The organism is Paenibacillus turicensis (assembly GCF_017873435.1).
GTDB classification, from domain to species: Bacteria; Bacillota; Bacilli; order Paenibacillales; family Paenibacillaceae; genus Fontibacillus; species Fontibacillus turicensis.
The window spans coordinates 42028-65118 of the sequence record NZ_JAGGKG010000003.1 but is presented as its reverse complement, the minus strand read 5'-3'; the positions used below and the strand labels follow the sequence as shown (position 1 = coordinate 65118).

Sequence of the window (23091 nt, the reverse complement as noted above, 5' to 3'; positions counted from 1 at the left end):
CTAAAATTTAAGCATCCAACCTCAACAGGTTCAAAATGTTATTTCCCTTTGCCATCAACCTTCTTAGCATCTTGAGCTTCCCAAAAAATATTTGATAAAATATCTGCAAGTACTTTCGTTGTTCTCGCTAATTCCTCCTTGCTATTGTCGATGCCACCGATTTCAATTAAAATGCTATTTTCAGATAAGGATTGATTGTATTCGCCGTTACCTTGGCTAGATGTTTTACCCCAAATTCCACGCGAAAGTCCAGGGTAATCCTTTTCCATTCGTTCGTGAATAGAACTAGCAAACTGTTCATTTTTCTGCCAATTTTTGTTACCATGCCCGATTATAAAATAAACCTGTGCATAGCTTTCACCATTAATCGTTGTTGTTGTTTTACCATGACGTTGTGAATCCCGATGAATATCGATAAAATACTCCAGCTGTCCATTTTCAGCCATCGCTTTTTTGACCGTTTCTCGTGAATATTTGTAGGAATAGTTATAGTTATAATTACTAACCGTTGAGGCGTAATCTTGAACTTTATGCAACGTGTCGATACCATTACGCTCTAATTCTGTTTTCAACATGTCTCCTACCACCGCGATATTTTTTTTAGGATCAGAGGAGCCAGGGTTTTTACTTTCCTTCCCTATTAATGGATTATATGATTCTTGTGGGTGAGAATGATAAATCATCACTATATTTTTGCCTGTAAGCTTAACTTCTTGTTGGTTTGGATCTTTTTCTGGTGAAGTAGGGTCGGTTTTTCCAGGGGGGGACGTGTTGGGCTCTTTGTTGGGCTGCGAATTCCCCTGTGGGTCCTTTGGTTCTGTCGGACTTGTAGGATCTGAGGGGTCTACCTCTGACTGCTGTCCAATGTCATGTGGTGCTGTCTCATCTGTACGATAATCCTCTGGAGCTGAAGTTCCATCATTACCTGAGCCTGCACGTAATAAAATGGGACTATCCGCACCAAGCGCCGGTATTTCTCTTGCTAGCAAGCTTTTAGGATCTGAGGGGTTAACATCCGTTAACATTTGAAAAACGACATTCGCAATTTTTTTGCCATCAAAAACGGAGCCATCCTCACTTGTTGTACTATGAGGCAATTCCATCCCGATCATATTAATAAAAAAGTGACTTGATAGAGAGCTAGCTAGTCCTTTCATAGAGCTAACGGGAGATGTATTCAAATGCTTTTCAGCAATACCACTTATTCCAAGCAATACAAAAAACACAATAGAGAGTAACGATAATACTAGTAAGGTTTGTCCCATAGCTAATATATGCATAACATTTCTTTTAAATTTGGCGATGTTTAGTGCGCGGAATTTCATAGATTTGTGCCTCCTTGGTATGGTGCAAATACTAGTTCTTTATCAAACTTGTGAGTCTTTTAAAGTCTTTGTATTTCAAATCTATGAACCTAGCACAAAATATAGAACTGAAAATAGAGAATTAGAGAGAGGCTCAATACAATAATCAGTGCTTGACAAAGTATAGAGTAGGAGGCTACGGTGCAGAGAGTGGCTACTTCAAGAGGGTTGCTTCACTCGCTGTTGAAATAAATTTTAGTGACTCAACAACAAAAAGCCGTTATTTTTTTAATAACGACTCTTTTTAATGATATTTAATTTTTTAAATTGGTTGATACTGACACATTTAGGCATATAGTCGAGTATTCTTAATGTGTATATGCTCCTACATTTTCGTCGTTAATCGCTTGATGTAATGCTTGATTTAGGCCACTTGCGATAATATTGGCAATGTCTTCAATGAAGTTGTCAATTTCCTTTGGCGTAACAATGAGATCATGCCCTAACGGTTCCAGCACTTCCTTTACTAAACCTAACCGCTCATTTTCAGATAGTTCAGTAAGAAGGCCCATAATTTGTTTGCTTTGCGCCTGATTTCCACCCGTCTCAGCACTAAAATGATGATTCATTAAATCAAATACATTGTTCACAATCGTTGAAGCATAGCAGACGGTAGGCACACCAATCGCAATACAAGGCACACCTAGCACCTCATAGGTTAACCCACGACGTTTATTGCCAATCCCTGAACCAGGATGTATCCCAATATCAGCAACCTGTATCGTTGTATTGACACGCTCTAAGGAACGTGACGCAAGTGCATCGATCGCAATTATAAGATCGGGTTTCGTCCGCTCAACGATGCCTTGGACAATTTCACTGGATTCAATGCCTGTAATTCCTAAAACACCAGGGGCAACGGCACTCACTTCACGATATCCTTCATTAACTTGATCGGGAACTAACTCAAAGAAATGTCTTGTCACCATTATATTCTCAACTACTAACGGTCCTAATGCATCTGGAGTCACATTCCAATTGCCTAAACCAACAATTAATACTTTAGCTTCAGATTTTATCCCAATTGTTTTTAAAAATTGAGCGAACTCCTTTGCAAATGATTGTGTAACCTTGTCCTGTAGTTCAGTGTCTTGAGTTCTTAGACCAGGAACCTCAAAAGTAACATAATGCCCTTTTATTTTACCAATTTTCTGGGAGGCTTCTTCATTTTGAATATCTAAGCGTGTTACCTTAATTCCATCATGCTCCTCAATATCCTCCATTAATCCAGAGATGGGTGCACCTAACGTTTCTTCCGCAAAGGCTTTCGATTCTATCGCTAAATCTGTGCGTACCGAATATTTGCTTAAATCAAGAGTCATACAGACCATAACCTCCTTATTTGAGTTACTTAGGTTATAGTGTGCAAGAAATGTCTGCCATTTATACAAAAAACGATAGGTTTGAAAAGATTAACATCAATTTATTGCTTTTTATGCCACCACATGATAAACTATTTTAAGTTGTGAATCATCTGGGTTACTATATGCTTTACAGGAGGTGAATGCAATGCCTAACATTAAATCCGCTATCAAACGCGTAAAAACAAATGACAAACGTCGTGCGCTTAACGCTTCTCAGAAGTCTGCTTTGCGTACTGCTGTTAAAACTGTTGATACTGCTCTAGCGAGCAATGAAGTAGAAGCTGCTAAAGAAGCTCTTATCGTTGCTACTAAGAAGTTGGACAAGGCTGTAACTAAAGGATTAATCCATAAAAATGCAGCTGCTCGTAAAAAATCTCGCTTGACTAAAAAATTGAACGCCCTTACTGCACAAGCGTAAGCGTCGCTTTTATAAATTAAGCCCAAAGACCTGAACGAATTCGTTCAGGTCTTTTTGGACTTAAAATTTCCTATGTCCCTAATTTTAATATGCACTTTAGGCTACATTTTGGAGGTTGACAACCCACTTAAACTAGCGAAGGAACAGAGGGATTCTGGAGAAGTGAAACGTTCGTATTTAAAACCAGATTGCTACAATAAATTACTCATTAATAATAGAAATCTGGTTTTAACAACGATCGAAAGAACCCTCTGTTTTGTAGCAGCCATCTTCATTATTGTTAACTTCCAAACTAAGCCGCCAAGTGCAATAAAAACAACTCTAGCCCGAGCACCTTATCCATTTTCCCACTTTTCATTTCAAAGTCTAATTGTGCCAGTCTAGCGAGCAATTGCTTTAATCGAGAAGCTTCAAACCGTCGTGCTTGTTCTCCAGCTACCTTTACACCATAGGGATGAAGACTTAGCTGGGAGGCAATTTGCTGCTGAGAGTAGTTCTGAGCACTAAGCTCTTTTACCTGTAGCATAATTCTAAACTGCCTTGCAATTAGAGCAACAATTTTTATTGGTTCTTCACGTTGCTTTAACAATTCATAAAATATGTTCAATGCTTGATCCAACTTGAGATTCGCAATATGCTCCACCATTACAAAAACATTTTGCTCTGTATTACGCTCTACGAGCTGATTAATCGCTTGCACCTCAATCTCTTGTCCTTGTCCCACAAATAAGCACAGCTTGTCCAGCTCAGACGCAAGTCCCCCCATGTGCACGCCACTGGCCTGGATTAAGGCTTGTGCCGCCTCTTGGCGTATAACACAACCTCTTGCCTTTGCCTCTGCTACGACCCACGTAATGAGATCATTAGCACTAAGTGGCATAAATGAAATAACCGCGTCATTCCCCTTCATAAGCTTTACTATTTTTTTGCGTTCATCCAGTTTTTCAGCATTAACCACAAACACAATCACACTATGTGGCGCAGGATTATTCATATAAGCAATTAAAGCATCTATATTATGCGCAATTTTTTGATTGTCTTTTCCTGCCGTAAAAACACTGCTATCCCTAACTACAATTAATTTCTGCGGCACTAAAAAAGGCAGCATCTCCGCTTCCTCGATAACCATCTCCACTGGCGTTTCAGCTAAATCATAATTAGCTAGACCAAAGTCACGTCCATCCTGATCAACAACCGTATCCTGCAACCTTTTAATAAATTGATTTAATTGATATTTTTCTGTCCCAAAGCATACATAGATTGGCAAAACCTTTCCAGACTGTACTTGCTTTAGTGCTGTTTTTACATCCATATTAAAGTCATCCTCTTCATCGACCTTTTTAAAATAAAATAATTATTTATAGTTCCATTGTTCGCTTTCTCTATGATACTTGGTATAAGCTCATTTACGCAACAAAGGAACCTGAAGGGACTAATTTCGCCTCCAAATTCCTTTGTCTTGGTCACATCTATATAAACGAGATAGAAAATAGCTCTAGAAACTATCTCTATCTCGGTCATACACGACGCTTTACCTTCTCTTTATTCTGTTTATATATTAACCTATTCTATATCTCATAAAATGGTGCATCATTTTATTTATTTTTTTCTGAAATCATCTTTGGGTCAATGAGGGATGATTTTATTGTACCATCCATATCAGTCCGATACGTGAAGGTTAGCTTGTTCTCAGAGTCCTGTGACCAAGCTCCATCTACCCAAGCACCTTCTAACGCTTGATCCATCAGTAACGTCTTAGATTCACTGGAAATCTTATAAAGATAAACGTGAGCATCAATTAGCTCTACAGAATACATGCCATCAGGAGAAATCCACTGAGTAATATTACTAGTAATTCCCATACCTATGGATGTATCACCATTAAAAATATCCAGCTTTTCTGGCATGTCATTATTTTCATGCGTCACTATACCTTCATCTTGATTGTTAGACTCTGCTTCCCCAGTTCCTGCTCCGCGAGAAGGAGCTTGATTTTTAGGTGAAGACTGTACATCCTTATTTTGTTTTTCAGCTTTTTCAGTAGAATTTTTATCTGTATTAACTGATTTATCGTTCTTATCTACATTTGAATTAGTAGACTTCTTAGCCTGATCCTTTTGAGGTTGATCAGGATTGGTTTTAGTTACTGCTTTATCATTAGCTTTTGATTGATCCTCTAACTGCTTAGTATCAGCAGGTTTATCTTCATTAGAATAAACCTTAGCATCACTCTGCTCACCTTCACCTAGTTGTTGATTTTGAGGATCTTGAGAATTGGAATTGGTACTACTCTTTTCCTCTACAAATGCTACTTGCTGCTCGATTTGACCATCTGCATCCTGCATATTTTTATTTTCATGATTGTAAACAAACAATCCAAAAATAACTGCGGCTACTGCGGTTCCTAATACTCCATTTCTAAAAATGCGATTTCTTTTTGAAGCAGGCTTTACTTTATCTCTTACCATAGGAATCACTGTACTGGCTTCTTCATTACGTCTCTGATCTATCGCTTGAAGCTGTGGCAAAATAGCATCTACAAGATCATAGCTTGGTGTAGCCATAGGCAACTGCTCCAGCCTAGCGGACAATTCCTTGAGTAATGTGAACTTCTCAGCACAATCTGGACAAGACTGAACATGCTGTAGCAAAAGCTTCTCTTCTTCATCTTCCAATGCATGATCTACATACAGATTCATCCACTCTTCTATCACTTCTGGGCATCCCATCTACGTTACACCACCTTTCTGATAATCTTGTAGAAGAAGTTGAAGCTGTTGCCTCGCTCTAAACAGATAGGACTTTACCGTATTTAAAGGCAATTCCAAACAATCAGAAATTTCATTGTATGAAAAGCCTTGCAGATATCTTAAGGTAATGACCGTACGATGATGCTCAGGAAGCTGTTCAATCGCATTTTTAATATCCTCTGCAATATAGCCTGACATAACTTCACGCTCCACATTTTCACCCGCTTGAAAAACTAAATCATGCTCTTCAATGGATACGACAGGTTTTACTTTTCTAAACTTGTCAATACAGATGTTCGTAACAATTCGCTGCACCCATGTCTTAAATTGAGCCTTTTCCTGATAAGAGTCAATTTTAGTATAAATCCGAATGAGTGCTTCTTGAGCAGCATCATGTGCATCCTGTTCATTGTTAAGAATATAATATGCCGTGCGATATACATGATCCTGAATATCCCGCAATAGGGTGATTAGAGCGTCGCGATCGCCCATTTGAGCGGCTCTGATGAGTCCCTGCTCTACCACAAAAGGCTCCCCCTCCCTTGCAACCTTACAGACGTAGTTAATCTGAAATATGTTGCAATATGAGTTACAATTATTTAATCTTTTATTTACTTATGAAATCTGTTAGTTTTATCTCATATTTATAGTAATAAAACTGCTTCAATCCCTATTAAGAATACCAAAAAAAACATCTAACGTCATCATTCCTCATAACAATAAAAAATGTTCTATTTATCATATTTATGGGAATAGGTACGAAAACTCAATTGACCACCATCAACCTTCATTTGTACTTCTCCATTTTGATCAGTTCTATAGATTGGAATCCCTTGCTCATCAATGTGCTGTAAGACATTTGGGTGGGGATGACCATAGCTGTTACGGCTACCTACAGGAATAACCGTAAGCTTCGGTTTTATCGCCTTAAGCCAGTCTAAGGACGTTGAAGTTTTGCTACCATGATGAGCTATTTTAAGGACTTCAGCTTGTAATCGCTTAGGAGATTTCTCTAAATTCATAATTGCATCCTCTGCAGCGATATCCATATCACCAGTAAACAAGAAACGCACTCCATCCATCGTTAAATAAAAAACGATAGATTCATGATTTTGATCCTTAATGATAGGTATACTCCCATCGGGCTTAGCTTCAGGATAAACAAAATCAATAGATGTTAAAGGATCAAGAGCCAAACCCATACCTCGGTATGCTGAATAAATAGGAATATCTTTAGCTAATGCTGTTTCTAATAGCTTCGTTAACGTTTTAGACTGAGCTATACTCCCATTCTTGACTAGGGCTCGTACAGGAAAGTGGGTTAACACAGCTTGCAGACCTCCAATATGGTCTTGATCCGCATGGGTCATAATCACAATGTCTAATTTATGTATCCCTCGCTTCTTAAGCAAAGGAACGACGGTTTTTTCACCCACCTCATAAGGAACCTTTCTTGACCTCCATGCATCCTTTGGCTTACGAAAGGAAACGGTGCCCCCACCATCAACCAATATATTGATTCCGCTAGGGGTTGTAATTAAAATACAATCACCTTGTCCAACATCAATAAATTGCACATATCCAATTCCCTTTTCATTAAGGGGCTGATAGGCAATAACTAACATGATCATAAACCAAGCTATAAAAAAGATATAGTACCCAGCTTTAAATACATATTGAAGTGAGTCTCTTCCTCTATTAATATTAGCGTTTTCTAATGGTACAGTATCATGTAGTGAATGTGTATTTGTACTTAATTCTAGCTTAGGTCTGTGCTGCAAATAAAACATCAAGTATAACATCACATAATAAATTAATATCCATAGCATGGAAGGGGATTTCCAGTACGTCATAAATCCTGACATTTCATTTAGCCATTTCGTTATACTGAATGTAGCTAGGTTTAACCATTGCACAATAAAAGCAAGCGATTTACCGAGAGGTAACCATATCGAGCCTAGCAGCAAGGAAATTGTCCCTACTGGTAACGTTATAGCACTAATAATAGGAACCAAAGCTAAGTTCGCCAGCATAGACAGCAACGAATATTGATTAAAATAATATAAGGTAAGTGGGAAGGAAATCAATTCAGCAGCAATCGTAATGGCAATGCCATCTCTAATTTTAGCCGGTAGCCATAATAAATAAGGCTTTATGAATGGTGTAAATACGATAATTCCAGCAGTGACAGCAAACGAAAGCTGAAAACTAATGTTAAATAAATAATAAGGTTGCCATATCAACATAACAAAGGCAACAACGCTAAGTGTGTTTAAACCATCCTTAAATAACCCTCTTTTTAACAAAAAAATACCTAACATAGTCATTAAGCCTGCTCTTAGCACAGAAGGAGAAAACCCTGTCATAAATACATAGATTGGAAGCAACCAAAACACTGTAGAATAAGCTCTTTCTCTTGTCACCTTTAATAATCTTAATAATCCAAACACTAAACCAATATTAATGGCGACATGCGTACCTGATATTGCTAATATATGTGTCATGCCAAGGTTCGTAAATTGTTTGTATTTATCATCAGATAAATCATCGGTTATCCCAATCAGTAAGCCTTTCATATATCCTCCCTGCCAATCGGGAAATAGCTCATCAATAATTGATCCAATATGTTGGCGAAAAAGGTCTACGTGAGCTAAAAATGCAAGTGGACTAAAGCTTTCCTTTTCAAGTAAAGTAACCACCGAGGCTCCTTCAACCTTAACAATCCAATGAATGCCTTGCTTTTGTAAATAAAGCCGATAATTAAAGCCTTCAAAATTTGTAGCCGTATTTGGTTGCTCTAATGTACCTGAGAAGGATATAATATCCCCACGTTTCCATGACTTTGCAATGTTGATTTCATCTTTTGTAGCCAAGGTAAGCTGTACAGCTAATTTTTCTTTATTTATAGAGGAAATCTTGGGCATAAACTCAATTTCATGAGCAGCTAAAGTAAATCTTACTCTATCCCCATCTATTTCAGGTGGTTCCAGTATAACACCTTGCAGATTTAGCTTTGTACCTGCTTGAATATGTTTGTTGCTTTCTTCAATCAGACTTACATTATTTTGTTCATAATAGTTCCAATATAAAATAGCACTCGTGAAAATAATCCAATATAGAATATGCTGTTTCCAGTTGTTTTTTACCACATATCCTAAAAGCGGTAGCATGAGGCTTATCCCCATCCACATTAACCAGCAAGAAGCTCCCTTTTGGGTGTAGGCTGTAGTGTAGCCTATAATCCATAGACATGCTACAAGCACAAATGGTTTTGAAGAAATAAACTGCACTGTCTTCTCCTTTCATTTTCCATGGGGACCAACCACCATCATTCCGCAAACCTCTCGCGCAGTTGGATTATCGTTTAACAATAAAAAAGAACCTTTAGCCACGTCTTCACGTAGTTAAAGGTTCTTCCTTGTTCATGTCTTGTAATTTTTAGTACTGCTCTAATTTGTAATCTCACTTACTGCTACCTCAGGAGGCTCATACGTTTCTAGACAACGAAATGTAATGCCAACCTGCTGCATCAGCTTAGTCACCTTATCCGCATCCTTAGGATAGCTTCGATGGTAAACTACTTCCTGCACACCGCTATTTGCAAGCATATTGGCACATGTCCAGCAAGGCTGATCTGTCACATACACACTTGCTCCTTCACGATCAATACGATCAGTAAATAGCAACAAATTTTGTTCAGCATGGATTGTTCTCACACAACGCTGTTTTTTCACCATTTGCTCTTGTCCATCTACAATAGCTAGCTCATATTCCTCTGCGATCATACAGCCCGCTTCTGAGCAGTCTGGCACACCTGAAGGTGCACCATTATAAGCTGTCCCAAGTAGCTTTTTCCCCTGCACCAATACAGCCCCAACATGACGTCGATGACATCTGCACCTTGTAGATGCCATGTAGGCAATGTCCATGAAATACGTGTCCCAGTCCTTACGTGCACGTGCATCTTGACTCATTCCAGCATTTCTCCTCTGTTCAAGAACCAATCTCAATAAATGGTTTCATTTTCTGAAAGCTTTTTGTACCAATTCCTTTTACTTTCGTCAAATCCTGAACTTTTTTAAAAGCACCATGCTTATTACGATAATCTATAATCGTTTGCGCTTTTTTCTCTCCAACACCTGGTATGTTTTGCAATTCAACTAAACCTGCAGTATTTATGTTAACTCGTTTCGTTTGCTCTGCTGATTTTTCACTATCCGCAACTTTCCCAGATGATTGGTTTTGTTCTTGTTTACTTGGTTGTTCTGATTGAAGCTGTTGCTCCGATTGAGGCTGCTGCTGCTCCACTAGTGTAGACGCAACAGCAGTATTAACCGGAGTCCAACCTTCAATTGCTGGAGAGGATGTCAGATTAGTGACAACAAACATTAAACCTGCACCCATTACAGCAGATGTTATGGCAAGGATGAATTTAGATTTATACATTGTTCATACTCACCACCCTTATCCCATTAACCCACTACAATATTAACAAGCTTGCCTGGAACAGCAATGACCTTACGGACAGTCTTGCCTTCAATAGCTGCCTTAACACTATCTAAGCTCATACCATGCTCCTGCATGCCTGCTTGATCCAAATCCTTCGCTATTTTTGTGCGGTCAACAATCTTACCATTCACTTGTACTACGATCTCAACCTCAGCTTCCACTGTCCAAGACTCATCATAAGTTGGCCATGGCTCATAGGTAATACTCTCCTTGTGACCTAAACGTGCCCACAATTCTTCCGCAATGTGTGGGGCAAGAGGTGATAAGATTTGTACAAAGTTTTCTGCCGCCTCCACAGGTATATGTGGTGCTTTATAGGCTTCATTAACAAAAATCATCAATTGGCTGATTGCGGTATTAAAACGTAATGCTTCAAAGTCTTCAGTCACTTTTTTAATTGTTTTATGCCATACTGAATTTAACGAGGTATCTTCAGGATTAGCACCAATCTTCGCATTTAAGCTACCATCCTCAGTCACGAATAAACGCCATACACGTGCCAAGAAACGATGAATTCCTTCCACACCATTTGCATTCCAAGGTTTCGTTGACTCAAGTGGACCCATAAACATTTCATACAAGCGTAACGTATCCGCACCAAATTCATTGACAATTTCATCTGGATTAATGACATTTCCACGAGATTTACTCATTTTCTCGTTGTTTGTACCAAGGATCATTCCTTGGTTAACTAGCTTTTGGAACGGTTCCTTCGTAGACACTACACCAAGATCATAAAGTACCTTATGCCAAAAACGTGCATACAGCAAATGAAGTACAGCATGCTCTACACCACCGATGTACATGTCTACAGGTAACCATTGCTTTTGCTTCTCAAATGAGCACAATTCTTTATCATTGTGTGGATCAATATAACGCAAGTAATACCAAGAGCTACCTGCCCATTGTGGCATTGTATTTGTCTCACGACGAGCTGGAAGTCCTGTCTCTGGATCGGTTGTATTTACCCATTCTGTAACATTAGCGAGTGGTGATTCGCCTGTACCAGATGGCTTAATATGTTCAACATCAGGTAATAGTAATGGCAATTGATCCTCTGGAACAGTTTTCATTGAGCCATCTTCCAAATGGATAATCGGAATTGGTTCACCCCAATAACGTTGACGACTAAACAACCAATCACGTAAGCGATACGTAATTTTGCCTTTACCATAACCATTTTTCTCAAGCCAAGCAATCATTTCTTTAATTGCTTCCGCATTATGAAGACCATTAATGAAATCGGAATTGACGTGAGGTCCATCTCCTGCGTAAGCCTCTTCCTCAATATTTCCACCAGAAACAACCTCAATAATTGGTAAGTTGAATTTTTTAGCAAATTCGTGGTCACGCTCATCATGACCTGGAACCGCCATTATTGCCCCTGTACCATAACCAGCTAATACATAATCTGCAATCCAGATTTGCAATTTAGCGCCGTTCACTGGGTTAATCGCATAAGCACCTGTAAATACACCTGACTTATCTTTTGCTAAATCAGTTCTTTCGAGATCACTTTTATGTGAGGCTTGCTCTTGATAAGCCTTCACTGCTTCTAGCTGCTCCGCAGTAGTAATGGAGGCAACAAGCTCATGCTCCGGTGCAAGTACTGCGTAGCTGGCGCCAAACAACGTATCTGGTCGAGTCGTAAATACGGTTAATTTAGCATCATGACCTTCAATTTTAAATTCAACCTCAGCACCTTCAGATTTACCGATCCAGTTGCGCTGCATATCTTTAATGCTTTCGCTCCAGTCTAGATCCTCTAAATCCTCAAGCAAACGATCAGCATAGGCTGTAATTTTCAGCATCCATTGACGCATCGGTTTACGTACAACTGGGTGACCACCACGTTCACTTTTACCGTCAATAACCTCTTCATTAGCTAGTACTGTACCCAATGCAGGGCACCAGTTCACAGGCACCTCAGCAACATAAGCAAGTCCTTTTTTATATAACTGAATAAAAATCCATTGTGTCCACTTGTAATATTCAGGGTCTGTTGTGCTGAACTCACGATCCCAGTCATAAGAAAATCCTAATGATTTAATCTGACGACGGAAATTGTCAATATTTTTAACTGTAATATCACGAGGGTGTTCTCCTGTCTGGATTGCATATTGCTCTGCTGGAAGTCCAAATGCATCCCAGCCCATAGGATGAAGTACATTGTAGCCTAACATTCTCTTATAGCGAGATACGATATCTGTTGCTGTCATACCTTCAGGATGACCTACGTGCAAACCTGCTCCTGACGGATAGGGGAACATATCCATTGCATAAAATTTTGGCTTTCCTTCATCTTCTCTTGTTTTAAATGTTGCTTGCTCATCCCAATACTTCTGCCATTTTGGTTCAATGGCTTGTGCGTTATAAATATCATGACCCATTGTAAATCCTCCTTAGTTGTGACAAAAAGTCCATTCATTTTTTGCTATCACTTGTATAGTCGGTATTTCAAAAAAACCTCCCGCCCCTAGCGTATAATCGCTAGGGACGAGAGGTCTAATTCCCGTGGTACCACCCTAGTTAGCTTTGGACATGCTTTGTCCTTAGCTCACTTTGCATCCTTAACGCGGATGAAGACGATGATATTTCTGTTACAGCTTAAGCATAATAGGCCTCAGGTAACGTTATATCATAGCTCAAAGGCGAGTTCTTCTATTTAACCCTGTTGGTTTGCACCTGCCACCAACTCTCTGCATGGGGAACAATAAAATACTACTCCTTGTCATAGCCCTACATTTGTAAATATCACAAACAATTATATCTAAAAATGACGAAATGTCAATGATGAATACTTGATAGTAGTCTGTACGCACCTTTAGGATTTATGCTGTTCATGTTGTTTAAGCTCATTTAAATGATGTTGCATAATTCCTAATTGCTGTGACAATTCCTTAATTTTGGTCGTCAGTTTAGAAACTGTAACCGTTAAGGAAAAAACAATCATAATTAAGCCAAAGATAGTGAGGAAAAACACAGTATTTACAGGTAACTCAACACCCATCCCCTTAGATACCCATCCTACTAAATGCGGATCGATTGCTAATACTAAAATCAGCAACATTACAATCATCCAAAGGAGAGAATATCTTAGCTCTAGTTTATATTTTCGAATTAAATTGATTAAAGCAAAAAAACAAAACAAAGCACCAACAATTAATATAATCTGAAATTTAAATGATATCATACTAGAGCTCCTACACTATTTGCTTACGCATACTATCTATGAGTATGGCCATCGATACTTTTGCCATATAGTATACGGATTTAAAAGAAGTAATTGAAGATTTACCTTGCAGCCTTGCTTCCATTTGCACAGGTACTTCGCTAATTCTGAACTGATTACGCTTTAGAAACATAATCGATTCTGGTTCAGGATAATCGACAGGATATCTTTTAGAAAACATCTCTATCACTGCCTTATTACAAGCTCTAAATCCAGATGTGGGATCAGTAATAAGCTGACCTGTACACATTTTCAGCAATTTAGAAAAGTACACAATACCAACTCTTCTTAATCGAGTGGATTGAAACCCAGTTTTGTCAATATATCTAGAGCCAATGACTAGATCGGCTTGACCATCGATTAACGGTTGGAGTATATCTTTTAAATAGGCTGGGTTATGTTGTCCGTCTCCGTCCACTTGCACTGCAATATCATATCCTTTTTCCCAGGCATATTTATATCCTGTTTGCACAGCCCCACCAATACCAAGATTACAAGGAAGATTAACTAAGGCTACCGGAAATTGCTGTACAACCTCTGAGGTCTTATCTGTAGAGCAATCATTGACAACAAGTACATCTACATCTTTATAGTCCCGGCACAAAACATCGAGGATACGTCCGATATTCTTTTCTTCATTGTAGGCGGGTATGATCAACAGAATCTTCACAATAATGACCTCCGGAAATTCAATTCTTCATCTCTGTTATAATTAATTCTTTTTTTGTGGCATCGGCATAAACAATAGGTTAAATGGCATATTACTGCCAGCAGAAGGTGTCAAAATAATTTCTACCTTTTCTTCGCTGCTACCTGTACGATAAAGCACACTTGCTGACGTGGTTGGTGTAGCGTCTGAATGTGAGAAGCTGACCACTTTACCATTTACCATCGCTGCACCAAGGAACAAGCCACCACGTGGATTAAACGTTATTAACGTATTAGGTGCAACACGCTCAAGCTGGAGCTTGTACAATACACCATAGTTACCTGAGTTAATCGCAGAGGTCCCCATAATGCCATCATAACCTTGTTGGAACAAATCAAACGAATTATCTGTAAGTGGTAAACGTTGATCCTTAGCTCCTAACAACTCAGTATAACGGAAAACCTTCGTAGAGTCAGTGAAAGTTCCGCGAACAATCGATTCTTTTGGATCAAGATTCGGCAATGTAGCAAGTGCCTGTAACGGATCACTACCAGCCTTGACTATAACTACAGTATATTTGATTGGGTTGTCGCTGTATACATCACCAAACAATGATAATACTTGTCCTTGACCCATAATACTTGCACTTAAGTCAGTTAAAATTAATTTGCTTTCTCCTGGTAATAACGTAGTATTATTTTTTTTGCTGCCTGTTAATGAATTTTCCAAATATCTTTGAAATGAAACACGTCCAGTAATATCTGGGTGTTCACTTGGTCCTGCAACACCATAACTTTCAGTGCTAATGGTGGTTTCAGTCATGTTGTCGTTTTGCGCAATTACATATAGCTTCGCTTTTTCACCAATCTTGTTGCCATGATGGATCATAAAACGAGTATTGCCTTGAATAATATCGCTATACAAAATTCCTTCCGTTGTTACCGTCTCAGGGCCACTACTTCTAAAAAGTGTATAAGGCTCAGGTGTGAAAGTAAAGGGAACTCTGTCAAAGGAAAGTACGCTTTTTTCACCAAGTGGGAATTTTTGTCCTACTTCTGTAAATAGCATATTAAATTGTGCTTCTGTATACAATACTTCATTTGAAATATTAATCGTTACAGTGTACTCAGAAGTTAATCCATTTTTATCTGTTACCGTCAAAGTAATGCTTTTAGGACCTGCGGAGAAAAATGCGGGTCTTTGACTTTGCCAATTTTCGCTCCACTTCCGACTTACAATTTCACTATTCCCTGGAGTGGATTGATCACTAACGTATATTTTTTCCCCAATTTTATATTCCGCTTTATCTGTAGTAAAAAGAGCTACTGGCGGAATTGGCTCTGGAACAGGTTCCTCCTCAGCTGTTTTAAGCTGTAAAATTACCTTTTTTCCTTCCACAGTATAAGGAATATTTAATGCAGTCATAATTGCGGTAAGTGGAACCATCGTTACATTTTTTTCTTGGTAAACGGCACCACGCATAGTTTGCTGCACACCATCCACCATATATTCAGTCGTATTTACTTTGAATTTTAGCTCATGACCTTCATACGTAATTACGAATTCCTTTGTTTCAGGCAAATACGTAAATTGATAGCCGATTTGGTTCGTTAAGGAGCGAACACCAACATATGAAACTCCCTTTTTCACTGTCATTGGGGAAGTAGATTGATAGACTTGCCCATTTTGCTCCATTTTCGCGCTATTCATATATAAAACGAGTAAGCCATCGCCTTCAGTTGTAGCATTTTGCTCCGTAGTTGGAGTTGCCTCTGTAGAAGGTTTCCCCTCTTCAGTCACATCGTTAGTAGAATCCACCGGTGTAGTAGAATCTACTGATTTAGTAGGGTCAACAGGTGTAGTAGGGTCAGAGTTTTGCTCCACTGTTGTCCCTTCCTTAGTAGCTGAATCTGAAGATGTTCCTTCATTGCTTGTATTTGTAGTATCCTCTTGTTTTTTAGTTGAATCTATTGATTGATCTGCAAATGCGAGTGTCTGTGGCATAATTAAAGCGAAAACCATAACAAAAGCTAACAACTTTACAACGAAATTTTTAATCTGAAAATTCAATTTTTTAACACCTCATCCTCATTTTTGTTGAATCACCGGCTGCTTTCTTTGCTTAAACCATTTGATAATGCCTGCTGCGACTAAGCAATCTAAAATAATAATGAGTGGCATTACTGTATAGTTATATCGTGTCTCTGGTACAAACAATAAACGAACCATAGACATCGCAACAATCACAGTCACAAACATAAACGCAGGTTCTCTCCAACGCCTGATACATGCCACCAGTGTTACTGGGAAGAAGCCAATTAACAACCAATGTAATGCATTTCTAGGAAGCAACGGAATGACTTCGTAATAAGGGCTATGTCCAGCACCAAAAAACATTTTTCCGTAGGTGTACTTCAATTTACCAACGGTGTACCATTGGACATATTCCCATGTATGTTGTGTAAAACCAATGTAAAGCCGTTCCTTTGCTACTTCCATTTGCGTTTTGCCTTTTCTATCAACCATATCATCATCATAGTTTTTGTCCGGATAGGTTCCAGCGGCAAATGGATTAACTTGAGTAGAAGCCACAACTACTTTATTTAAAGTAATGATATTACGAATAACCCATGGGGATAACGCAATACCTAAACCTAGGCTAGTAATGATAAGTAGCTTACCAATTTCTTTCCAATTTCTTTTCCAGAGATAGGCTACAGCATGGCAAACAACGATCAAAGGTAAAAACTCTGGTCTCACAAGAACTGTTAGCCCTAGTAACAGACCACTACCAAGTGCATACGGCCAAGTTTTTTTCTCAAATGCAATCACTTGCATATACAAATACAGCGTTAGGAAAAACGTACATAATACTTCTGTTAATATGGCTCCATTACTCCATACAAACGAAGGATAAATGGCAGAAATCGCTGTTGCGGCTATCCCTACCCCTGTGCCTCCTAATCTTCTAGCTAAACGATAAATGATATACATAGTTAGCAAGCTGATCCCAACTTGTATGTATCTAATATATGGATATGGATCATGGTTTTGATAGTCTACCATTTTATAAACAGCAGCCATAAAGATAGGATACCCCGGTGTTACCTGTGCATTTGGCTTTGTATCCTTATAGGCGTAGACACCATCTTCAAATAATTGCCGAACAAGAATATCGTACCCTTTTGTATCATGAGTCACATTGTGCTTAACGGAAGTAATGAAATCAAATCTCAAATAAGCACCTAAAATAAAGATAACTACTAGACTAATAAAGACTGCGGGACGCTTATCCTTAAAAATTGCATATGAAATACGCTGTAACACCCCAGACCTACTACTCTGATTGCTTGACAACAATATGAAACCCTCCAATAGCTCTAATTTTCATCCAAAATGTTATAGGGTAAAAATACAAACCACATAACACCTAACGTATATTAACCAATTAAGTTGCGTATTTTGCAAAAAAAGATAAGTTCTTTCGCAAAAAAACGCAACTTAATATCATTTTATAAGATATAAATTTGAGTTAAATCTCCATAATTGATGGCATGATGTGAGGTGTTCTGCCAACTTCCTTCGTGAAATGTCTACGCAAAACCTTATGGGTCGTTTTTGTCCATAATGCATGGTCATATTCTTGACGTTCACCTAGTCGATTTAGGTTTTTACGAAGTGCAGTTTCAGCACGGCGGAGCAATGGTCTCGCATCTTGCATATACACAAATCCACGCGTCACAATATCTGGGCCTGATAATATTTGCTGTGTGGTTTTATCTACAGTCATCACAACAATGACAACGCCCTCTTGAGCTAGCTCCTCACGTTCCTCGATCAATTCATCTTCAAAGCTACGCATTTCCCCATTGCTAATCATGACCTCACCTGCAGGAATGGCTCTTCCACGTTTTGCACGATTACGATATAGAGAAACGGTATCACCAATATCCATTACAAAAATATTCTTTTCTTGGATTCCTGTCTGGATTGCTAGATTTCGATGAGATAATAGCATCCGGTATTCTCCGTGAATTGGAATAAAAAATTTAGGTCTTATAAAGCTGAGCATCAGCTTTAAATCTTCTCTACAGCCATGACCAGAGGCATGAATTCCCCACGAAGGTCCGTAAATTACATTCGCACCTGCACGCATCAGCATATCAATGCTACGGTTAATATTTTGCGTATTACCTGGAATCGGTGAAGCAGAGAAAATAACAGAGTCACCTGGATAGATCTGTACTGATCGATGAGCGCCAGAAGCAATCCGGCTTAATGCCGCGTTAGGCTCGCCTTGACTACCTGTACATAAAATTAAAATACGATTTTCCTCATATCTATCAATGTGCTTCACATCTATTAACAAGCCTTCTGGAAGACGAATGTAGCCTAACTCCTGTGCAATTGTAAACACTTTTTCCATACTTCTACCAATAACTGCAATTTTACGATCACATTGGATCGCAGCTTCTACGACTTGTTGTAAGCGATTCACATTTGAGGCAAACGCAGCAAATAAAATTCTGCCCTTACATTCACGAAAAGACTCCATAATGGCATGTCCCACTTTGCGATCAGAAGGTGTGAACCCTTCTTTTTCACTATTCGTACTATCTGCTAATAGGGCCAAAACGCCTTTACCACCTACGTTTGCCATTTTAGGAAGGTTGGCAGGAAGATCCTCAGGTGTAAAATCAAATTTAAAATCACCTGTATGCACAACAGCCCCATAAGGTGTATCTACCACAATACCAAATGCATCCGGAATACTATGTGTAGTACGGAAAAAATGAACAGCAAGATGCTGAAATTCAAAGATATCATTTTCACTAAAAACGTGTAGCTCTGCTTGACCCTTTAAACGGTATTCTTCAAGCTTTGCCTTCACTAAACCAATCGTAAGTGCTCCACCATAAATTGGAATGGATAACTGTTTAAGCAAGAAAGGAATAGCACCAATATGATCTTCGTGACCGTGCGTTAAAAATAAACCCTTGATTTTATGACTTTGATTCACAAGATAGGTCATGTCGGGAATAATATAATCGATGCCTGAAAGCTTGGAATCAGGAAATTTCAAGCCAGCATCAATGAGGATGATTTCATTTTTATACTCAATACCATACATGTTTTTACCAATTTCACCGATCCCTCCTAGAGAAAAAACGCGGACTGGTGGCGGTGACGACTTAGGACGTCGTTGTGTCTTCGCAGGTTTGCTTAATACTTGATTCATTATGTGATTAATCCTCTCTTCATGAAAATATACCATTTATAATTAAGGCTCATAGCAAAAATAAGTGCCTGACTACGTCAAGTACCAATCCTTGTAAAGTCCTATTTGAAAGCTTATATTTTTTTATAGGAGCATGCTGAACTAACATGTAATACCCCGAACAAAAAATGATCTAATATTAATTATACTGAATAACAACCACAATAACTATGAATTTATTTTTAGAAAAAAAAAGGAACCCTTAAAACCATTGCAGTTGCAAGGCTTTAAGGGTTTTTTTTGATAAAATTTAATGATAGTATTACTTAATTGCCACAAAAAATAGTCGTGAGGTTTCCTCAGTTGGTGGTTCTTCCGTGAAGTCGCTGTAACAGTCCACTTGCTTGAAGCCGCAAGCATACAGTGACTGCATCATCCAGTCTATCGAGTAAGCACGTTGTACATGCACCTCTTCAAAACGCCGATAATATGAAGAGTTTTCTCCACCCTCTTGCACAAAAATACTAAGATTATGTTCAATTTGGTGAAGGTTTTCTTCATAATGGCAGGTCCATATATAAGATATTGCGTCATCATCGTATACATAAGGCTGGCCTTCATCATAGTTTACAAATGTATTGGGATGGTGCACATCAAATATAAAGCTTCCACCAGAACGCAGAGCTGAATATGTAGCTTCAAAGGTTTGCACAACTGCTGATTCAGTTAGCAAATAATTAATACAGTCACAAAAGGAAATGACCGAATCTACCTGCTGTGGCATTTCCCATCTCGTCATATCTTGCTGAACTAATCGCACTTGTGCATTTCTTAGCTGTGGAGATAGTTTACTTACTTGCTCTAGCTTATCCTGCGCGACAGCTAACATATCCTCTGACAAATCAATTCCTGTCACAATATATCCCATTTCAGCTAAAGGAATCGTAATACTTCCTGTACCACAACCTAGATCAACTATACTTTTTGGGTTAGTTTCAGTTTTGTCCCATACCTTTTTAGCAAAAGAAATCCACTCTGAATAAGGCATATCCTCCATCAGTTGGTCGTATACATAGGCAAACCTGCTGTAAGCCTCCATCGGTGATCACCCATCCTTTTTTTCACAACGATAGACTCTAGTTATCTGTCTATTTGTCTTCTGAATCCGTATCGGTGGTGGAATGCTCAGCACTAGTTAAATAAGTCCAATTTTCCCTTTGAGTGATTTTGCCTTCCTTTAGCAATTTGCCAATCGCACGTTTAAATGCTGCTTTGCTAATACCAAAGCGTTGCTTAATTAAATCAGGTGGCGTAGCATCTGAATATGGCATAGCACCATCTGCCCTGCTTTTTAAATACTCGTAAATCATATCTGAATCAACTTCTCTGCCGATTTCTTTACGAGGCACCATCGATAAATTAACACGTCCATCATCCCGAACATGCGTCACACGAACCTTAACCTTTTCACCAAGACGCAATAAACGAGTACGTTCGGAGGAATGCACCATGCCAATCGCACCAAAACCAAGCACACCCCCATCTACGACAACAAATGTGCCCATCTGCAACGTTTTGTAGACAAGTGCTTCAAACCATTCATTATTCCATGTTGTAGGAGCGTGGAAGCAAAGTGGAGATAATTCCAATTCGCCAGCAAGCTTCGCTTTGAGTCTGCCTTGCTTGTCATGCTCCATTAAGACGTACACTTTATCGCCAATTTGCGGTCGTAATTCCGGCAATTCCGGTAGCTCACTAAGTGGTAAAAGTAATTGACGAGCAAGTCCCATCTCTAAAAAACAACCTAATCTCGGGTGTATATCTGCAACTTCTAATAAGGCAAGCTCACCTAACAATAGTGCAGGACGATACATTGTAGCTGCAAGGCGGCCTTCTGTATCATGAAATAAAAACACCTCTACATCTTGTCCTGGCTTTAGCTTGAAACCTTCTGGGTTTAACTCAGAATAAGCCAAAAGCACATCCTGCGTATCCCCCTTCAAAAAATAACCATAGGGCGAATGCTCCCGATCTACACGTAAAACTTCAATTGTTCCTGCTATCAAGCTCATACACGCTCCACAATCTTAGCATCTGACCACAGACGCTCAATGTTATAAAACTCTCTTTCATCACGATGGAATACATGAACAACAACATCACCTAAGTCCATTAATACCCAACGAGCAGAGTTCATTCCCTCAATCCCTTTGATCACTGCACCTGCTTCTTGAACACGTTTGCGAATTTCAGTCGCAATAGACTGCACTTGTGTGTCTGAATTACCATGACAAATGACAAAATAATCTGCAATTAAAGAAACCCCTTGCAAATCAAGTGCTACAATATTCATTGCCTTTTTATCGTCTACTGCTTCAACAGCGATGTTCAATAGTTCCTTAGAAGTTACTGCCATTCACATCATCTCCAAATTATTTATTTAATGCTTGAAGTAAGTCATTACGTGCCAGTAAAGTGGTCGGATAAATCACCTTACGTTGCTCAATAAGAAAAGTAATCGTGGAATCCAGCCCCGCAATTAAGGCTTCATCTAGACTTGTTTCAGCTAAAGCTCTAATGTTGTCTACACCTGGAAAATCTCGACCTGGCTCAATATAATCAGCTAAACATATTATTTTATCCATCAACGTCATGTTTACACGACCAGAGGTATGGTATTTAACAGCATCTAAAATTTCACAATCCGTAATCCCATAATCATGCTGAGCAATAAATGCCCCTACCTCACCATGTAAAAGCTGTTTATCGTATAAGAGCAACTCTTGATTCAGGTTATTTTCTTTGATCACGTTTACTTGTTGTTCTACAGGCCAATATTTAGCTAAGTCGTGTAATAATGCTGCCATATCTGCCTTCACAGGGTCAGCACCGTACCGCTGGCTTAGTGTAACCGCGGAGGACATGACACCTTCAACATGCTTCCATCGTTTTGCAGGCATTTGTGAAGATACAATTTGAATGAGCTCATCTCTAGTGTATCCCATATAAGCCACCTCTTATCATATATTCATAAACAGATTCAGGAACCATATAGCGCACCGATTGACCAGCCACGATTTGTCTACGAATTAAGCTTGATGAAATATCAACAAGTGGCATATCTGCCAGTTTTACAGCCCTTTGAATATGAGCAGGCAAAAGATCAAGCTCTAAAAAGCTGCCTGGACGCTGTAGTCCAATAAATGTTAACATACCAACGAGCTCATTAATGCCCTGCCATTTAGGTAAATAATTTACCATATCAGCCCCAATAATAAAATGAAAATCGAATGTAGGATACATTGATTTTAATTCTGTAATCGTATCAATCGTATAAGAAATTCCACCACGTTTTAACTCGATATCTAGTGTTTTAAACGAAGCATTTGAAGAAGTAGCTAGCTCTACCATTCTTAGTCGTTCCTTCGCACTCACGCCTGCTTCATGCTTATGTGGAGGCGTATGGGAGGGCATAAACCATACTTCCTCTAATCCATATTGCTCTCTAGCGGCTTCAGCAGCAAGCAGATGTCCTAGATGGATCGGGTCAAATGCACCGCCCATAATCCCAATCTTTTTCATGGTGC

20 protein-coding genes and 1 other annotated feature are annotated in these 23091 nt (G+C 38.9%); of the genes, 1 reads left to right on the top strand and 19 read right to left on the bottom strand.

The genetic code is table 11. From position 1 onward, the window contains the following. Positions 1-38: 38 nt before the first annotated feature. Together J2Z32_RS04355 and gpr are read right to left on the bottom strand one after the other, a co-directional pair. Positions 39-1325: a stage II sporulation protein P gene (locus J2Z32_RS04355; RefSeq protein WP_210087956.1), complete on the bottom strand. Its 1287-nt coding sequence runs from the start codon at positions 1323-1325 to the stop codon at positions 39-41. A 347-nt stretch (positions 1326-1672) separates the two neighbouring features. Continuing rightward, positions 1673-2686 (bottom strand): GPR endopeptidase, encoded by a 1014-nt coding sequence (gene gpr, locus J2Z32_RS04350; protein ID WP_210087955.1) that lies wholly within the window; start codon positions 2684-2686, stop codon positions 1673-1675. Between the two features lie 187 nt (positions 2687-2873). Between gpr and rpsT the strand changes: the two genes are divergently transcribed. Continuing rightward, positions 2874-3146 (top strand): 30S ribosomal protein S20, encoded by a 273-nt coding sequence (rpsT, locus tag J2Z32_RS04345; RefSeq protein ID WP_210087954.1) that lies wholly within the window; start codon positions 2874-2876, stop codon positions 3144-3146. Positions 3147-3438: 292 nt separating this feature from the next. On the opposite strand, the gene holA is transcribed toward rpsT, so the two are convergent. From holA to J2Z32_RS04260, 17 genes are all read right to left on the bottom strand, one after another. Next, positions 3439-4458 (bottom strand): DNA polymerase III subunit delta, encoded by a 1020-nt coding sequence (gene holA, locus J2Z32_RS04340; protein ID WP_210087953.1) that lies wholly within the window; start codon positions 4456-4458, stop codon positions 3439-3441. Between the two features lie 283 nt (positions 4459-4741). Next, positions 4742-5875 (bottom strand): anti-sigma factor, encoded by a 1134-nt coding sequence (locus J2Z32_RS04335; protein WP_210087952.1) that lies wholly within the window; start codon positions 5873-5875, stop codon positions 4742-4744. Next, a complete protein-coding gene (locus J2Z32_RS04330; RefSeq protein ID WP_210087951.1) occupies positions 5876-6421 on the bottom strand; it encodes an RNA polymerase sigma factor in 546 nt (181 codons plus the stop codon). It abuts the gene before it with no gap. A 206-nt stretch (positions 6422-6627) separates the two neighbouring features. Next, positions 6628-9186, bottom strand: a complete 2559-nt coding sequence (locus J2Z32_RS04325; protein ID WP_342453913.1) for a DNA internalization-related competence protein ComEC/Rec2 — start codon at positions 9184-9186, stop codon at positions 6628-6630. 159 nt (positions 9187-9345) lie between these two features. After that, the gene (locus J2Z32_RS04320; RefSeq protein ID WP_210087950.1) at positions 9346-9870 is read right to left on the bottom strand and encodes a deoxycytidylate deaminase; all 525 of its coding nucleotides are present in this window, start codon (positions 9868-9870) and stop codon (positions 9346-9348) included. A 19-nt stretch (positions 9871-9889) separates the two neighbouring features. Further along, positions 9890-10342, bottom strand: coding sequence for a ComEA family DNA-binding protein (locus J2Z32_RS04315; RefSeq protein ID WP_210087949.1), 453 nt, complete (start codon positions 10340-10342; stop codon positions 9890-9892). 26 nt (positions 10343-10368) lie between these two features. Next, positions 10369-12795 carry a leucine--tRNA ligase gene (gene leuS, locus J2Z32_RS04310; RefSeq protein ID WP_210087948.1) on the bottom strand — a complete coding sequence of 809 codons (2427 nt, stop codon included), beginning with the start codon at positions 12793-12795 and terminating at the stop codon, positions 10369-10371. 99 nt (positions 12796-12894) lie between these two features. Beyond that, positions 12895-13149: a binding site (T-box leader), on the bottom strand. Between the two features lie 80 nt (positions 13150-13229). Then, on the bottom strand, positions 13230-13598 hold the full coding sequence (locus J2Z32_RS04305; RefSeq protein ID WP_210087947.1) for a DUF2304 domain-containing protein: 369 nt from the start codon (positions 13596-13598) through the stop codon (positions 13230-13232). Positions 13599-13608: 10 nt separating this feature from the next. Next, positions 13609-14307 (bottom strand): glycosyltransferase family 2 protein, encoded by a 699-nt coding sequence (locus tag J2Z32_RS04300; RefSeq protein WP_210087946.1) that lies wholly within the window; start codon positions 14305-14307, stop codon positions 13609-13611. 42 nt (positions 14308-14349) lie between these two features. After that, complete coding sequence (locus tag J2Z32_RS04295; RefSeq protein ID WP_210087945.1) at positions 14350-16290, bottom strand: stalk domain-containing protein; 1941 nt, start codon at positions 16288-16290, stop codon at positions 14350-14352. Between the two features lie 84 nt (positions 16291-16374). After that, on the bottom strand, positions 16375-17643 hold the full coding sequence (locus J2Z32_RS04290; protein WP_210087944.1) for a glycosyltransferase family 39 protein: 1269 nt from the start codon (positions 17641-17643) through the stop codon (positions 16375-16377). Between the two features lie 175 nt (positions 17644-17818). Then, a complete protein-coding gene (locus tag J2Z32_RS04285; protein WP_210087943.1) occupies positions 17819-19525 on the bottom strand; it encodes a ribonuclease J in 1707 nt (568 codons plus the stop codon). A gap of 301 nt (positions 19526-19826) precedes the next feature. After that, complete coding sequence (locus J2Z32_RS04280; protein ID WP_210087942.1) at positions 19827-20603, bottom strand: class I SAM-dependent DNA methyltransferase; 777 nt, start codon at positions 20601-20603, stop codon at positions 19827-19829. 49 nt (positions 20604-20652) lie between these two features. After that, positions 20653-21576 (bottom strand): CvfB family protein, encoded by a 924-nt coding sequence (locus J2Z32_RS04275; RefSeq protein WP_210087941.1) that lies wholly within the window; start codon positions 21574-21576, stop codon positions 20653-20655. Continuing rightward, positions 21573-21920, bottom strand: a complete 348-nt coding sequence (gene rsfS / locus J2Z32_RS04270) for a ribosome silencing factor (RefSeq protein ID WP_210087940.1) — start codon at positions 21918-21920, stop codon at positions 21573-21575. The genes J2Z32_RS04275 and rsfS overlap by 4 nt, the downstream gene beginning before the upstream one ends. Positions 21921-21936: 16 nt before the next feature. After that, the gene (gene yqeK / locus J2Z32_RS04265; protein WP_210087939.1) at positions 21937-22509 is read right to left on the bottom strand and encodes a bis(5'-nucleosyl)-tetraphosphatase (symmetrical) YqeK; all 573 of its coding nucleotides are present in this window, start codon (positions 22507-22509) and stop codon (positions 21937-21939) included. Beyond that, positions 22496-23086 (bottom strand): nicotinate-nucleotide adenylyltransferase, encoded by a 591-nt coding sequence (locus J2Z32_RS04260; protein WP_210087938.1) that lies wholly within the window; start codon positions 23084-23086, stop codon positions 22496-22498. Before J2Z32_RS04260 ends, yqeK begins: the two co-directional genes overlap by 14 nt. Positions 23087-23091 lie beyond the last annotated feature (5 nt).